Origin of the sequence: Cognatiyoonia sp. IB215446, assembly GCF_033963825.1 — a bacterium.
Taxonomy (GTDB): domain Bacteria; phylum Pseudomonadota; class Alphaproteobacteria; order Rhodobacterales; family Rhodobacteraceae; genus Yoonia.
The window spans coordinates 909,889-924,442 of sequence record NZ_JAXBMD010000002.1; the positions used below are offsets into that span (position 1 = coordinate 909,889).

The window sequence follows — 14,554 nt, forward strand, 5'->3', positions numbered from 1 at the left end:
GGTGCGCCTTTAGGCGAGAGCGGCGGCGAAGCTTTTGCGGAAGATGTCGGTGAGTTCTGACAATGACGCGCTCTGGCTGCCAAAGGTCACCATCTCCCCGCCGACTTTGCCGACCATTGTCAGGATCACGCCCTCCATATTAGCGGCGACCATCAGGGCCTCGGCCTGATCGAAATTGCAGGCGATGAGGTAGCGTGACTGGTCCTCGCCAAAGAGGGTGGGGGTGTCTTCAACGTCCAGCGAAAGCCCCACGCCCGCCTCTTCGGCAAGTTCAAAGGCGGCGAGGGCGAGGCCGCCATCGCTGAGATCGGTGCAGGCGCGGATGAAGGCGAAGTACTTGCGGATAAAATCGCCGTTCTTGCGTTCGGTCTCAAGATCAACTGGTGGCGCGTCGCCTTCGGCGCGCCCATAGACCTCGGCCAGCAAGGCGGACTGGGCCAAATGGCCTGTTGTTTCGCCCAGCAGAAGCAGCACATGCCCTTCGCGGATCTGGCCGGTGATCATGTGATCGGGGTTCGCGATCAGCCCGACGGCGCCAATCGTCGGCGTGGGCAGGATCGCGGCACCATCGGTTTCGTTATAAAGCGAGACATTGCCGGAGACGATGGGCATGTCGAGCGCTTTGACGGCCTCACCAATGCCTTGGATGGCACCCACGAACTGACCCATGATTTCGGGCTTTTCGGGGTTGCCGAAATTCATGTTGTCGGTCGTGGCTAGCGGGGTGGCCCCAACTGCGGTGAGGTTGCGGTAAGCCTCGGCCACGGCCTGTTTGCCGCCCATGACAGGGTTCGCTTTGACATAGCGGGGGGTCACGTCGCTGGTGAAGGCGAGGGCCTTGTCGGTGCCGTGGACCCGGACGATGCCGCTCCCAGCGCCCGGCGCGCGGGCCGTGTCGGCCATGACCTGGCTGTCATATTGTTCGTAGACCCATTGCTTGCCGGCGTAGTTGGGGCTGCTGATCAGGGCTTTCAGCCCGTCAATCGGATGCACGCCCGGGATATCGCCGAGTAGTTCCGCCGTCGGCGTTGGCTCCCATGGTCGGTCGTATTCGGGGGCAGAGCCGGAGAGGGTTGCGAGGGGAAGGTCGGCTTTGATATCGCCTTTGTGTTCGACGATGAACCGGTCTTCGGCGATGGTTTCGCCGACAATCGCAAAGTCGAGGTCCCATTTTTCGAATACGGCGCGGGCCTCGGCTTCTAGCTCTGGCTTGAGGACCATGAGCATGCGTTCCTGGCTTTCGGACAGCATCATCTCGTAGGCTGTCATGTTGTCTTCGCGCTGAGGGACAGCATCGAGGTTCAATTTGACACCAAGCCCGCCTTTGTCGCCCATTTCCACTGCGGAGCAGGTGAGGCCTGCGGCGCCCATGTCCTGGATGGATATCACAGCGCCGGTGGCCATGAGTTCGAGGGTGGCTTCCATCAAGCGTTTTTCGGTGAACGGGTCGCCGACCTGCACGGTCGGGCGCTTTTCCTCGATCGTGTCATCGAATTCGGCGCTGGCCATGGTGGCACCGCCCACACCGTCGCGGCCGGTCTTGGCGCCGAGATAGACGACGGGCATGCCGATGCCGGAAGCGGCGGAGTAGAAAATCTTGTCGGCGTCGGCGAGACCTGCGGCGAAGGCGTTCACGAGGCAGTTGCCATTATAGGCGCGGTCGAAGCGGACTTCGCCACCCACGGTGGGCACGCCAAAGCAGTTGCCATACCCGCCAATGCCGGCGACGACACCGTTGACGAGCTGCTTCGTTTTGGGATGCGATGGTTCGCCGAAGCTGAGCGAATTCATCGCCGCGATGGGCCGTGCGCCCATTGTAAAGACATCGCGCAGGATGCCACCCACACCAGTTGCCGCGCCTTGATAGGGTTCGATGTAGCTGGGGTGGTTATGACTTTCCATTTTGAAAACGACGGCTTGGCCATCGCCGATATCGACCACGCCAGCATTTTCGCCGGGACCGCAGATCACTTGTGGCCCTTCCGTATGCAGGGTGCGCAACCATTTCTTGGAGGACTTGTAGGAACAATGCTCGTTCCACATCGCCGAAAAGATGCCGAGTTCGGTGAAACTGGGTTCGCGGCCGATGATCTGCAGGATCTGCTTGTATTCATTGGGGCTGAGCCCATGTGCGGCGATCAGATCATCGGTGATAGCTGGCTCTTGCATGTCGTCCCCTTCGGCAGTTGCGGCCTTTTAGCGGGGCGAGCGAGAGGGGGAAAGCGACATTTACGCAGAAAAAAGCCGGGCGCGAGGCCCGGCGAAGTCCAACAGGGAGGTGAAGGTGATGAGCGCTCACGCATCCTCACCCTCGGATGTGGAGATAGGGTGCGATTTTTGACCATTCAAGAAAAAATCGGATTTATGTAACGCAATTCCGCTATGTGTTACGTGCATAGCTCACTTTGGTGTGCCCGCGAGCGCCTTTCATCCTATGGGTGTATTGGGGCGTAATGTCCGGAGGCGGCTATATTTCGAGGGCCGCCGCCTCGCGCATCTTTTTGCGATGAGCAAAGATCTCATCCTGCACAAAATCACGGAACGCGCTGATCCGCTTCGATTGCCGTAGCTCTTCTGGATAGGCGAGGAAGACGGGCACTTCGCCGCTTTCGAGATTTGGCAGAACGCGGACGAGATCGGGGAAATCCTCGGTGACGTAATCGGGCAGGACCCCGACACCGATATTGTTCAGGATGCCCTGCAGGACGCCGAAATAGTTGTTCACCGTGAAGAGGTTCGGGATGTCGTAGGTCAACAGATGCTGTACCAGTGTCGCGCCGGCAGCGACCTGGATCGAGTTGAGCCTTTGGCAGATCAGCCGGTGATTGCTGATTTCTTCGATATCGGTGATCTGGCCGCTCTTCTCCAGATATTCCTGTGATGCGTAAAGGCGCATGCGCACCGACATCAGCCGTTTGCGGATTAGGTCAGCCTGTGATGGTTCTTTCATGCGGATGGCCACGTCCGCTTCGCGCATGGGCAGGTCAAGCACGCGTTCTTCGAGCATCAGGTCGATCTTCAGATCCGGGTATTGTTCGTAGAGTTTCGGCAGGCGTGGGGCGAGCCAGAGAGTGCCGAAGCCAGTTGTGGTGGTCACGCGGAGTTCGCCAAACACTTCCTCTTCGCTGTCGCGAATGCGGGCGGAGGCAGCTTCCAGCCGTTTGTTCATCGATTTGGTGGCGTCGAAGAGAAGCTCGCCCTGTTCGGTCAGGATCAGCCCGCGGGCATGGCGGTGAAAGAGGGTGGTGTTGAGTGATTCTTCGAGGGCACGGATCTGCCGGGACACGGCGGACTGCGACAAATGCAGCGTATCGCCTGCATGGGTCAGCGATCCGGCATCGGCAACGGCGTGAAATATTCTTAGTTTGTCCCAGTCCATTCTGCCCCGCCATCCACGTTGTTATCGCTCACATTATCAGATCATTACGCGAAGTCGTGCAATTCATGCAAACGCAATGCGCGACAAATTTCCGCTTTGTAGGTCAGTCTTTTTGACCTATAGTTTTCTCCAGTGATTTGACGCCTGGGGAGGTGCGAGATGAGCCATCAAGACGTATCGTTGAACGACCGCTACGATCTGGAAAAATCACCCGTTTTATTGAATGGCACACAAGCTCTGGTCCGTCTGATGCTGATGCAGCGCGCCCGCGATGAGGCTGCTGGATTGGATACCGCAGGTTATGTCACTGGGTATCGCGGATCGCCCCTCGGTGCGGTGGATATGCAGATGAGCCGCGCGAAAGATGTGCTGGAGCCTGCTCAGGTTCTTTTCCAGCCTGGATTGAACGAGGATTTGGCGGCGACAGCGCTCTGGGGCTCTCAGCAGGCGGAACTGCGGGGCGAGGGCAAGCATGATGGTGTCTTTGGCCTGTGGTACGGGAAGGGGCCTGGGGTTGACCGGACCGGCGATGTAATGCGGCACGCCAATATGGCGGGCACCAGCCCACGTGGCGGGGTGATCATGGCGATGGGAGATGATCATACGGGCGAAAGCTCGACGACTTTGCATCAGTCCGACTGGGCAATGGTCGACGCCTATATGCCGATTGTCTCGCCTGCGGGGGTACAGGAAATCCTCGATTATGGGCTCTATGCCTGGGAATTGTCGCGTTATGCGGGCGTCTGGGTCGGCCTGAAGACGATGAAGGACACGATTGAGGTGACCTCAGTCGTCAATGGCGACCCGCATCGGATGTCGTTTGTGAGGCCAGATATGAAGCTGCCTGAAGGGGGGCTGAACATCCGGCTGGTCGATACACCGCAGCTGCAGGAAGCGCGGATGATCGATTACAAACGCTTCGCGGCAGAGGCGTTTTCGCGCGCCAACAAGATGGATCAGCGCAAATGGGGCAAGCCCGGCGCGAAGATCGGATTTGTCGCTGCAGGCAAGAATTGGCTCGATCTGCAGCACGCGCTTTCGCTCTTGAATATCGATGAGGCCGAGGCGGAACGGCTGGGGATCACCACCTACAAGGTCGGGCAGGTGTGGCCGCTCGATATGGCGAGTTTTCACGAATGGGCCGAGGGGCTGGACCTGATTGTGGTGGTCGAAGAAAAGCGGAAGCTGATCGAGGTGCAGGTGAAAGAGGCGATCTTTGATGATCGTCGCGGGCGTCGCGTTTACGGCTGGCACAAGGGCGATGAGCATTCCGAAGGGCGTCGGGAAGAGATTTTTCAGACGAAGGCTGCGCTGGATCCGATTGTGATTGCTGAGAAAATTGGTGGTATCCTTGTTGAGGAGGGCTGTGGCTCTGACGGGGTGAAGGCGGGGCTGGCGGAGCTGTCTGAGGCGCGCCGCGCCGACAATGCGCCAGAGATCGCGGCGCGGTTGCCATATTTCTGTTCGGGCTGCCCGCATAATTCCTCGACCAAGGTACCCGAAGGATCGCGCGCCTATGCGGGGATCGGTTGTCATTACATGGTACAGTGGATGGATCGGGAGACGGTTGGCTTCACGCAGATGGGCGGTGAGGGCGCGAACTGGGTCGGTGAAGCGCCATTTTCGACGCGGGATCATGTTTTTCAGAACCTTGGCGACGGAACCTATAACCATTCCGGCGTGCAGGCGATCCGCTTTGCGCTGATGGCGGGGACGAACATCACCTACAAGATCCTCTATAACGATGCCGTCGCGATGACTGGCGGGCAAGGGAATGACGGCGATCTGCGTGCGGATCAGATTTGTCGCGAATTGCAGGCGATGGGCGTCCGCAACATCGCACTCGTTTATGACGAGAAAGAGGATATTGACCTGGGCCAGTTCCCAAAAGGTCTCGATGTGCATGAGCGTACCGATATGCCCGCTGTGCAGGAGAAATTCTGCAAATACAAAGGTGTGTCGGCCATTGTGTATGTACAGACCTGCGCGGCCGAGAAGCGGCGGCGGCGCAAGCGCGGGCAGTTTCCCGACCCCGACAAGCGGGTGTTTATCAATACGGATGTCTGTGAAGGCTGCGGCGATTGCGGGGTGCAGTCGAATTGCGTGTCGATTGTGCCGGTTGAGACCGAACTGGGTCGCAAACGGGCGATTGATCAATCCTCTTGCAACAAGGATTTTTCCTGCGTGAAGGGCTTCTGCCCCTCATTTGTGACTGTTGAAGGCGCGAAAATTCGGAAGGAGGCGACGGCGGATGTCGACCTGCCCGATATGCCAGAGCCGGAGCTTCCGACCATCGACGGCACGCATAACGTGGTGATCACCGGCGTTGGTGGTACGGGCGTGGTGACGATTGGTGCGGTGCTTGCCATGGCCGCCCATATCGATGGCAAAGGGGCTGGCATGATGGAGATGGCGGGCCTCGCCCAAAAGGGTGGCGCGGTCCATATCCATTGCCGGATTGCAGAGACGCCCGGCGTTATCAGCGCCATCCGCGTGGCGACCGGGGAGTGCGACGCGCTGATCGGCGGTGATCTGGTCGTCAGCGCCGGGGCCAAGACAATTGGTTTGATGAAGACCGGGACAACCCGTGGCGTGGTCAACAGCCACGAGATTATCACGGGCGACTTCACGCGCGATACGGGCTTCAAGCTGCCATCGGATGAACTACAGATCGCGCTGCAGGCGCGGTTGGGTGATGGGCTGGCGATGTTTGATGCCTCGGACCTTGCCAAAGCGCTGCTCGGCGACAGCATCTATTCCAACATGATGATCTTTGGTGCGGTCTGGCAAATGGGCGCAATTCCAGTGAGTTACGAGGCGATCCTAGGGGCGATTGAGCTGAATGGCGCAGCTGTGAACCGCAACATCAAGGCGTTTGAATATGGTCGCTGGGCCTATCTGAATCCCGAAGATGCAAATGGGATTTTGACGCCGAATGTGGTGCAATTGCCCAAGACTTTGAACGACCAGATCGCCTTCCGCGCGCAACATCTGGAGGCATATCAGGGCAAGCGCCTGGTCAAGCGCTATCACAAACTGCTTGATCAGGTGCAGGACGAGCCGCTGAAAGAGGCTATCGCAAAGGGGTATCACAAGCTCTTGGCTTATAAGGATGAATATGAGGTGGCGCGCCTTCTGACCGAGACCAAGGCGAAGGCCGAGGCGGAATTTGATGGCGATCTGAAGCTGACCTATCACCTCGCCCCGCCGATGCTGACCAAGACGGGCGCGGATGGGCGTCCGATCAAAAAAGAATATGGGGCGCGGATGGCGGCGATGTTCCCGAAGCTCGCGAAGCTGAAGTTCCTGCGCGGCACGCCGTTTGACCCGTTTGGCCGCACGGCGGAGCGTCGAATGGAACGCGCGCTGATCCGCGAATATGAAAAGGATATGGCCGAGGTTTTGCAGGTCATGCGGCCCGATACGCGCGATGCGGCCATTGCTTTGGCCGCTCTGCCTTTGGACATTCGCGGCTTTGGCCCGGTCAAGGACGCGAATGCCCGCAAGGCCGCGAAAAGGCGTGAGGAATTGCTTGCGGTTCTGCGTGCCGCACCGATGCAACAGGCGGCAGAGTAACACGCCTTTGTTATGTGATTTTTGGTCGTACGTGATAGTTTAGCGCAATATGCGTAAAACAGGCCTATTTTGATGCCCTCAAAGCACCGCGAAGTTGCTCGCGATATCACATATGCCTCCTCTGCCAAGGGCCGTGGCGGCCGCGCGATGATCCGTGTGCTGGAGAACGCGACGGGGCGTTTGCGGCTGATCCGCAAGGCCAAGGGGTATGATCTGGAGGTCGCCGCAGGTCAGGACTTCTGGCAGGTCATGGTGGAGCGTTATGGGCTGAAGCTGGATGTTGTCAGCGGGACGTTGGAGAGCATTCCGCGTGAAGGGCCGCTGATCGTTGTCTCGAACCATCCTTACGGTATTCTTGATGGCCTGATGATGGGCCGCATTCTGTCAGAGCGACGGGACGGTGATTTTCGCGTCCTTGCGCATCGGATTTTTCGCCGTGCCCCTGACCTGGAGAAGGTGATCCTGCCGATTTCGTTTGATGAGACGAAAGAGGCCGCCCGTCAGAACCTTGAGACGCGGGCCGAGGCCGTGCGCTACCTCAAAGAAGGCGGTGCCATCGGGATTTTTCCGGGCGGCACGGTCTCCACCTCGGCCAAGCCGTTTTCGCAGCCGATGGACCCAAGCTGGCGCACGTTTACCGCCAAGATGATCGCGAAATCCGATGCCACGGTTGTCCCTATCTTCTTTGAAGGGCGCAACAGCCGTCTGTTCCAACTGGCGAGCCACATCCACCACATTCTGCGCACCGGCATGTTCATTCGTGAGTTCAAAACGAAGATCAACAAGCCCGTGCGGATTGTTGTCGGTGAACCGATCCCATCAGAACAATTGGACGCCTACAAAAAAGACCCGAAAGGGTGCATGGATTTCCTGCGCAAAGCCACGTATGAGTTGAGCCCAAGCCCGTTGGACCCCACGTCCCTGGGCCATGAATTTGAGGCGAAATACAAGGTGCGCAATGGCCGTCGGGATCTTCGATAGCGGGCTGGGGGGGCTGACGGTGCTGGATGCCGTCTCAAAGCGCTTGCCCGACGTACCGCTTGTCTATTTCGGCGATAGCGCCCATGCGCCTTATGGCGTGCGCGATGCCGATGACATTTATGAGCTGACGACTAAGGCCTGTGAGCGGCTGTTTAGTGCGGGCTGTGATCTGGTGATTTTGGCCTGCAACACGGCCTCAGCCGCTGCGCTACGTCGCATGCAGGAAGGCTGGGTGCCGACCGACAAACGGGTGCTGGGTGTGTTCGTGCCGCTAATCGAGGCGCTGACAGAGCGGCAATGGGGTGACAACTCTCCACCCCGTGAAGTGGCGGTTAAGCATGTGGCTTTATTCGCGACGCCTGCGACCGTTTCGAGTCGGGCGTTTCAGCGGGAACTGGCGTTCCGGGCGATTGGTGTGGATGTGGAGGCGCAGGCCTGTGGTGGCGTGGTGGACGCCATCGAAGACGGCGACATGATCTTGGCCGAGGCACTGGTGAAATCCCATGTAGATGCGCTGAAACGTAAGATGCCGGACCCCGATGCGGCGGTGCTGGGCTGCACCCATTACCCGCTAATGCATAAGGAATTTCAAGCCGCGTTGGGCACGGATGTGAAAGTCTTTTCTCAGGCCGATCTGGTCGCCGACAGCCTTGCCGACTATCTGGACCGGCATCCCAATATGAGGGGGCCAGGGACTGAAAGTGCTTTCCTGACCACGGGCGACCCGGCACGCGTCTCATCCCGTGCGACGCAGTTTTTGCGACGACAAATCACGTTTGAAGCCGCTTAAATCCTGAAAAATGCATCCCAAAGGGATATCGATATGACTACCCATAACGTCGCCATTCTTGGCGCTTCTGGCTATACCGGGGCGGAGCTCGTCCGGTTGATTGCCACCCATCCGAGCCTGCAGATCGTGGGCCTTTCCGGCAACTCCAAGGCCGGAATGGCCATGGCCGAGGTGTTTCCGCATCTGCGCCATCTGAACCTGCCGCGCCTGACCACGATTGAGGAGATGTCGTTTGACGATGTCGAGATCGTGTTTTGCGGACTGCCCCATGCGACCTCGCAACAGGTGATCTCGGGCTTGCCGGATCATGTGCGGATTGTGGATATGTCCGCCGATTTCCGGCTGCGTGATCCGGAGGATTACGAGAAATGGTATGGCAAGCCGCATGCTGCAGTCGAGTTACAGAAAACGGCTGTTTATGGCCTGACCGAGTTCTATCGCGATCAGATCAAGGATACCCGGCTGGTTGCCGGTACCGGGTGCAACGCAGCGACGGGGCAGTATGCGCTGCGGCCCCTGATTGCGGCGGGTGTGATTGATCTGGATCAGATCATCATTGATCTGAAAGCGGCAGTATCCGGGGCAGGGCGGGCGTTGAAGGAGAACCTGTTGCACGCAGAATTGTCAGAAGGGGCGCATGGCTATGCGGTTGGCGGCCTCCACCGGCATCTGGGTGAGTTCGATCAGGAATTCGCTTTGGTTGCCGGGCGGCCGGTCCTTGTGCAGTTCACGCCGCATCTGATCCCCGCCAACCGCGGCATTTTGGCGACCACCTATGTGCAAGGCGATCCGCAGGCCATATATGAGACACTGGTCGCAGCCTATGCGGCTGAGCCGTTTATTGAGGTACTTCCGATGGGACAGCATCCATCGATCAAACATATCCGGGCGAGTAATTTTTGCCATATCGGGGTTGTCGCTGACCGCGTTTCGGGACGGACGATTGTCATTGCGGCTTTGGACAACCTGACCAAAGGCTCATCCGGTCAAGCGTTGCAGAACGCCAACCTGATGCTGGGACTGCCAGAGACAGAAGGCCTTATGCTGGCTCCGGTGTTTCCATGAGCGGCGGTCTGAAAAGTCTCAAGAAGCGGCGGCGTATTCAGGTGATCTGGATGGCCTCGATCAGCATGGCGCTGGTGCTGGTGCTGTTGTGGTTCCTGCCCGATGACAGTTTTCAGTTCTTCCGCTCACCCAGCGAGGTGACGGAGGCTCCGCCACCGCCGACAGAGCGTTTCCGCATCGGGGGGCTGGTCGAACAGGGGTCATTGATCCGGGGACAGGGAGAGGCGATCACCTTTCTTGTGACCGATGGTGGCGCCTCGGTGCCGGTAGTCTATACCGGCATCCTGCCTGACCTTTTTGAGGAAGGTCAGGGCATGGTGGCCCAAGGCAACTACATCAACGGTCGCTTTGAAGCTGTTGAAATCCTTGCTAAACATGATGAGACTTACATGCCTGCCGAGGTGGTCGATGCCCTGAAGGAACAGGGTGTCTACAAACCAACGGACGGTGGCACAGTCACGAATTAACCAATCGCGCGCAGCTTTCTCTCCAAACGGAGAAAAGGGCTGCCCATGCAAAGCGTTACCGAAATCGCGACCGAGATTGTCGCCCGTGAGGGCGGCTATGTAAACGACCCCGATGATCCCGGCGGGGCGACGAAATACGGGGTCACCATCCACACGATGCGTCGTTTGGGGCTGGATCTGGATCAGGATGGGCGGATCGATACGGATGATGTGAAGATGCTGACGCGCGCGCATGCTGTGTCGATCTTTGTCGAACATTACTTCCGCAAACCCCGGATCGATCAATTGCCCGAAGTGCTGCATGCCACGGTCTTTGACATGTATGTCAATGCCGGTGCGAATGCAGTGAAGATCCTGCAGCGTCTTCTGGGCGATATGCGGATCAGCGTGACGGTTGACGGTGTGATTGGCCCGCAGACCATTCGCGCGACGAAAGAAGCGCTGGCGGCGGCGCCTAAGCACTTTGTCGATGCCTACGGGATCGCGCGGCGGAACTATTATTACGACCTCGCCGACCGGCGCGTGAACAGCCGTAAATACGCGCGCAGGCGCGATGGCGGCAAGGGCGGGTGGATCAAGCGCGCTGAGGAGTTCATCGCACCCCGATATCACCTGACCGAGGCCCAGCATCGCGAAAGGACCGCGAAATGGGCCTGATCAGTGGATTGATGGCGTTCCTCTTTGGTGATGGCCGCAATGTCGTGACGGAAACGGCTGAGGTCTTTCGCGAGAACGCTGAAAAGAGTGCGGTGCGCGCCGCGTCTGCGAGGAGCGAGAGCCTCGCCCAATTTGCGGCGGAGTTCGTGCATCCGCGCCGGGGTCTTTTTGACCGGTTCATCGACGGGCTCAACCGCCTGCCGCGCCCGATGCTGGCGCTGGGGACGATCTGGCTCTTTGTCACAGCGATGACCGCGCCAGAGACCTTTGTTGCGGGGATGGAGGGGATTGCGCTGGTGCCAGAGCCGCTCTGGTGGTTGATGGGGGCGATTGTCAGCTTTTACTTCGGTGCACGGCATCAGGCAAAAGCGCAGGATTTTCAACGCTCTGTCGCGTGGACCTTGGCGATGGCCGATCAAGTTAAGGCACCGGAGCCAATGGCGGAGGATGCGGTAGAGCCGCCCGCAGCTAACCCGGCCTTGGCCGATTGGAGGCGGGAAAATGGATAAGCTGTGGTGCGACAGAATGGAAAAGCGGATCGCGGCACTGGAGATGCGGGATGCAGTGGACGAGGTGCATCGCGACAACGTCTCGGACCGGCTGAGCGCGATTGAAGACACGCTGAAATGGCTGGTGCGGTTGATTATCGGGGGCCTCTTGATGGCCGCGCTGACCTACGCGGTGCAAGGAGGTTTCGTGCGATGACGAAGGTGCTGATCGGGGCCTTCGCCCTTATCACCGCGATGTTTGTGAATGCAGTGGGTGGCCGTTTTGAGGGGTATCTGTTTCCTGTTGTGACAATGGCGGAAATCATACGTCACGACGCGGTGGGTGAGACCAGCTCTCGCATTTGGGGGCACTCTGCCAGATTGCGCGATTGTTCGTTTGACCACCTTGTGTGGTTCCTTGGCGATGCGACGGACAATGCGCGCGCCGATCTTGTCTTTGAAGAAGGGACGAAGGTGCGGGAAGGTGGCGCGTTTTCCTTTGGCCCCTGGCTGGTCCAACTGACGCCTGAGCAGTTGACGGGGCGGTCTTTTGCAGTGGTTTATCACCGCTGTCATCGGTTGTGGCTGACGGAAACGCGGTTTTACTAGCAATGCGCGCCAAAATGTAGCGCCGAAGTGACTGGGCAAGCCTATTGCCCGGTTTTGCTTTGCGCTATGTCTGGCGCATGCTGGTTGAATACGGACATTTCGCGCTGATTCTGGCCTTTGGCGTGGCCATTGTGCAGATGATCGTGCCGATGATCGGCGCACATCGTGGCAATGCGGCATGGATGGCATTGGCCGAGCCCGCGGCGACGGTGCAGTTCCTGCTGACAGGCTTTGCCTTTGCGGTGCTGACCTGGGCCTTTGTCACCTCCGACTTTTCGCTGCAGCTTGTCTACCTCAATTCCCACACGGACAAGCCGATGATCTACAAGATCACCGGGGTCTGGGGGAACCACGAAGGCTCGATGCTGCTGTGGATGCTGATCCTGACGCTTTTTGGTGCGCTGGCAGCGTGGTTCGGAGGGGGATTGCCGACGCGGCTGCGGGCGCGGGTTTTGGCGGTGCAGGCCTCAATCGCGGTAGCGTTCTTTGCCTTTGTGATCTTCACATCGAACCCGTTTCTGCGGCTGGAAGTGCCGCCTTTGAATGGCCGCGACCTGAACCCGCTGCTGCAGGATCCCGGCTTGGCGTTCCATCCGCCGTTCCTTTATCTGGGCTATGTGGGGTTGAGCGTCTCATTCTCTTTCGCCGTTGCTGCGCTGATCGAGGGCCGTGTTGATGCCGCATGGGGCCGCTGGGTCCGGCCATGGACTTTGGCGGCATGGATGTTTCTGACCGTGGGCATCGCGCTGGGGTCCTGGTGGGCGTATTACGAGCTGGGTTGGGGCGGTTTCTGGTTCTGGGACCCGGTTGAGAACGCGTCGTTCATGCCGTGGCTGATCGCCGCTGCTTTGCTGCATTCGGCCATTGTGGTGGAAAAGCGCGAGGCGCTGAAAAGCTGGACCATTCTGCTGGCGATCCTCGCCTTTGGTTTTTCCTTGCTGGGGGCGTTTATCGTCCGCTCTGGCGTGCTGACCTCGGTCCATGCCTTCGCCAATGACCCCGAACGCGGCATGCTCATCCTGATCATCCTCGCGATTTTCCTAGGCGGGGCGCTGACGCTCTTTGCCTTCCGCGCAGGCGCGATGGAGGCGCAGGGTGTGTTCTCTACCATCAGCCGCGAAAGTGCGCTGGTGCTCAACAACATTCTGTTGGCTGTGAGCTGTTTTGTCGTATTCATCGGGACGATCTGGCCGTTGGTGGCAGAGATCTTGTTTGATCGGACCCTGTCGGTTGGGCCGCCCTTCTTTGATGCGGCCTTTACGCCGTTCATGGTGGGGCTGGCGATTGTGCTGCCGCTTGGGTCGATCCTCGCGTGGAAACGCGGCACGTTGGGCCGTGCGTCCAAACACCTTGTCGGGTGGTTCGTGCTGGCCGTAGCACTTGCGGCACTGGCCTATGCAATACAAAGTGGCAATTCTGCCTTGGGGCCGATTGGCGTTGCTTTGGGCGTCTGGGTTGTGGGTGGTGCGATTGCTGATCTGTGGATGCGCAGCGGGCGTGAAGGCTTTGCCGCGCGCTTGCGGCGAATTGGTCGGCTGCCGCGCGCCGATTGGGGCAAGGCCACGGCGCATATCGGGATGGGTGTCACGATCTTCGGCATCGCCGCGATGCTCGCGTGGGAGCGTGAGGATATCCGGATCGCCAATATCGGTGACCGCTGGGATGTGGGGCAATTTACCTTCCAACTGGATGACGTGCGTCAATTTCAAGGGCCGAATTACCTGACAACGATGGCTGATATTGCCGTGTTCCGCCGTGACGAGCCATTCGCGATGCTCAACCCGGAAAAGCGGTTCTATCCGGTGGCCAATATGCCTACGACCGAGGCCGCGATCAGCAATGGTGTGCTGCGGGATGTTTATGTGACGCTGGGCGATCCGCAGGAAGGGGGTGGATTTGCCGTGCGCGTTTACCTCAAACCTTTTGCGAACTGGATTTGGGGTGGTGCGATCCTGATGGCCCTGGGCGGGTGTCTGTCGCTGTCTGACAGACGGCTGCGGATTGGCGCGGCGGCGCCAAAGAAGACACAGGCCAAGGCGGTGCCTGCGGAATGAGATGGATTGTGCTGATCCTTGCGCTGCTCGCCAGCCCGCTTTGGGCGGTGCAGCCGGATGAGATTCTCGATGATCCGGTGCTGGAAGAGCGCGCGCGTGATCTGTCGCAAGGCCTGCGCTGCCCGGTTTGCCAGAACGAAAGCATCGACGAATCGAATGCGACGTTGGCCCGGGAATTGCGCATCCTTCTGCGTGAACGGCTGGTGGCTGGTGATACGGATGAGGAGGCGGTCGATTTCATCGTCGCACGCTATGGGGAATTCGTGCTGTTGCGGCCCGATACGAGCGGGGCCAACATCATTCTGTGGGTCGCGGCCCCGGTGATGTTTCTGATCGCGCTTGGCATCGGTTGGACCGCGATACGCCGGAAGAAAGCTGTGCCAACCGCTTTGTCCGACGAAGAAAAGGCGGAACTCGCCAAAATATTGGAGCGTGACGCAGTGTAGGGCTTTTCTGAACGGGTTCGTTCAGTAAGCTGCGGCCAATGC

The 14,554-nt window shown here is 59.0% G+C and carries 13 protein-coding genes; 11 read left to right on the forward strand and 2 right to left on the reverse strand.

The window, feature by feature from the left end; translation table 11 throughout:
- Positions 1–9 precede the first annotated feature (9 nt).
- Both purL and SLH49_RS12080 read right to left on the reverse strand, forming a co-directional pair.
- Positions 10–2,169, reverse strand: coding sequence for a phosphoribosylformylglycinamidine synthase subunit PurL (purL, locus tag SLH49_RS12075; RefSeq protein ID WP_320269390.1), 2,160 nt, complete (start codon positions 2,167–2,169; stop codon positions 10–12).
- A gap of 298 nt (positions 2,170–2,467) precedes the next feature.
- Positions 2,468–3,379, reverse strand: coding sequence for a LysR family transcriptional regulator (locus SLH49_RS12080; RefSeq protein ID WP_320269391.1), 912 nt, complete (start codon positions 3,377–3,379; stop codon positions 2,468–2,470).
- Positions 3,380–3,538: 159 nt separating this feature from the next.
- On the opposite strand from SLH49_RS12080, the gene SLH49_RS12085 reads away from it, so the two are divergent.
- From SLH49_RS12085 to SLH49_RS12135, 11 genes are all read left to right on the forward strand, one after another.
- Entirely contained in the window at positions 3,539–6,955 is a 3,417-nt protein-coding gene (locus SLH49_RS12085) for an indolepyruvate ferredoxin oxidoreductase family protein (RefSeq protein WP_320269392.1), read from the forward strand.
- A gap of 72 nt (positions 6,956–7,027) precedes the next feature.
- A complete protein-coding gene (locus tag SLH49_RS12090) occupies positions 7,028–7,936 on the forward strand; it encodes a lysophospholipid acyltransferase family protein (RefSeq protein ID WP_320269393.1) in 909 nt (302 codons plus the stop codon).
- On the forward strand, positions 7,914–8,726 hold the full coding sequence (gene murI / locus SLH49_RS12095; protein ID WP_320269394.1) for a glutamate racemase: 813 nt from the start codon (positions 7,914–7,916) through the stop codon (positions 8,724–8,726). The genes SLH49_RS12090 and murI overlap by 23 nt, the downstream gene beginning before the upstream one ends.
- Before the next feature lie 33 nt (positions 8,727–8,759).
- Entirely contained in the window at positions 8,760–9,791 is a 1,032-nt protein-coding gene (gene argC, locus SLH49_RS12100) for an N-acetyl-gamma-glutamyl-phosphate reductase (protein WP_320269395.1), read from the forward strand.
- Positions 9,788–10,258 (forward strand): cytochrome c maturation protein CcmE, encoded by a 471-nt coding sequence (ccmE, locus tag SLH49_RS12105; RefSeq protein ID WP_320269396.1) that lies wholly within the window; start codon positions 9,788–9,790, stop codon positions 10,256–10,258. The genes argC and ccmE overlap by 4 nt, the downstream gene beginning before the upstream one ends.
- A gap of 45 nt (positions 10,259–10,303) precedes the next feature.
- Complete coding sequence (locus SLH49_RS12110; protein WP_320269397.1) at positions 10,304–10,915, forward strand: holin-associated N-acetylmuramidase; 612 nt, start codon at positions 10,304–10,306, stop codon at positions 10,913–10,915.
- The gene (locus SLH49_RS12115) at positions 10,906–11,424 is read left to right on the forward strand and encodes a holin family protein (RefSeq protein WP_320269398.1); all 519 of its coding nucleotides are present in this window, start codon (positions 10,906–10,908) and stop codon (positions 11,422–11,424) included. Before SLH49_RS12110 ends, SLH49_RS12115 begins: the two co-directional genes overlap by 10 nt.
- On the forward strand, positions 11,417–11,620 hold the full coding sequence (locus SLH49_RS12120; protein WP_320269399.1) for a hemolysin XhlA family protein: 204 nt from the start codon (positions 11,417–11,419) through the stop codon (positions 11,618–11,620). Before SLH49_RS12115 ends, SLH49_RS12120 begins: the two co-directional genes overlap by 8 nt.
- Positions 11,617–12,012, forward strand: a complete 396-nt coding sequence (locus SLH49_RS12125) for a hypothetical protein (protein WP_320269400.1) — start codon at positions 11,617–11,619, stop codon at positions 12,010–12,012. The genes SLH49_RS12120 and SLH49_RS12125 overlap by 4 nt, the downstream gene beginning before the upstream one ends.
- Before the next feature lie 77 nt (positions 12,013–12,089).
- On the forward strand, positions 12,090–14,066 hold the full coding sequence (locus SLH49_RS12130; RefSeq protein ID WP_320269401.1) for a heme lyase CcmF/NrfE family subunit: 1,977 nt from the start codon (positions 12,090–12,092) through the stop codon (positions 14,064–14,066).
- A complete protein-coding gene (locus tag SLH49_RS12135) occupies positions 14,063–14,512 on the forward strand; it encodes a cytochrome c-type biogenesis protein (protein ID WP_320269402.1) in 450 nt (149 codons plus the stop codon). Before SLH49_RS12130 ends, SLH49_RS12135 begins: the two co-directional genes overlap by 4 nt.
- Positions 14,513–14,554 lie beyond the last annotated feature (42 nt).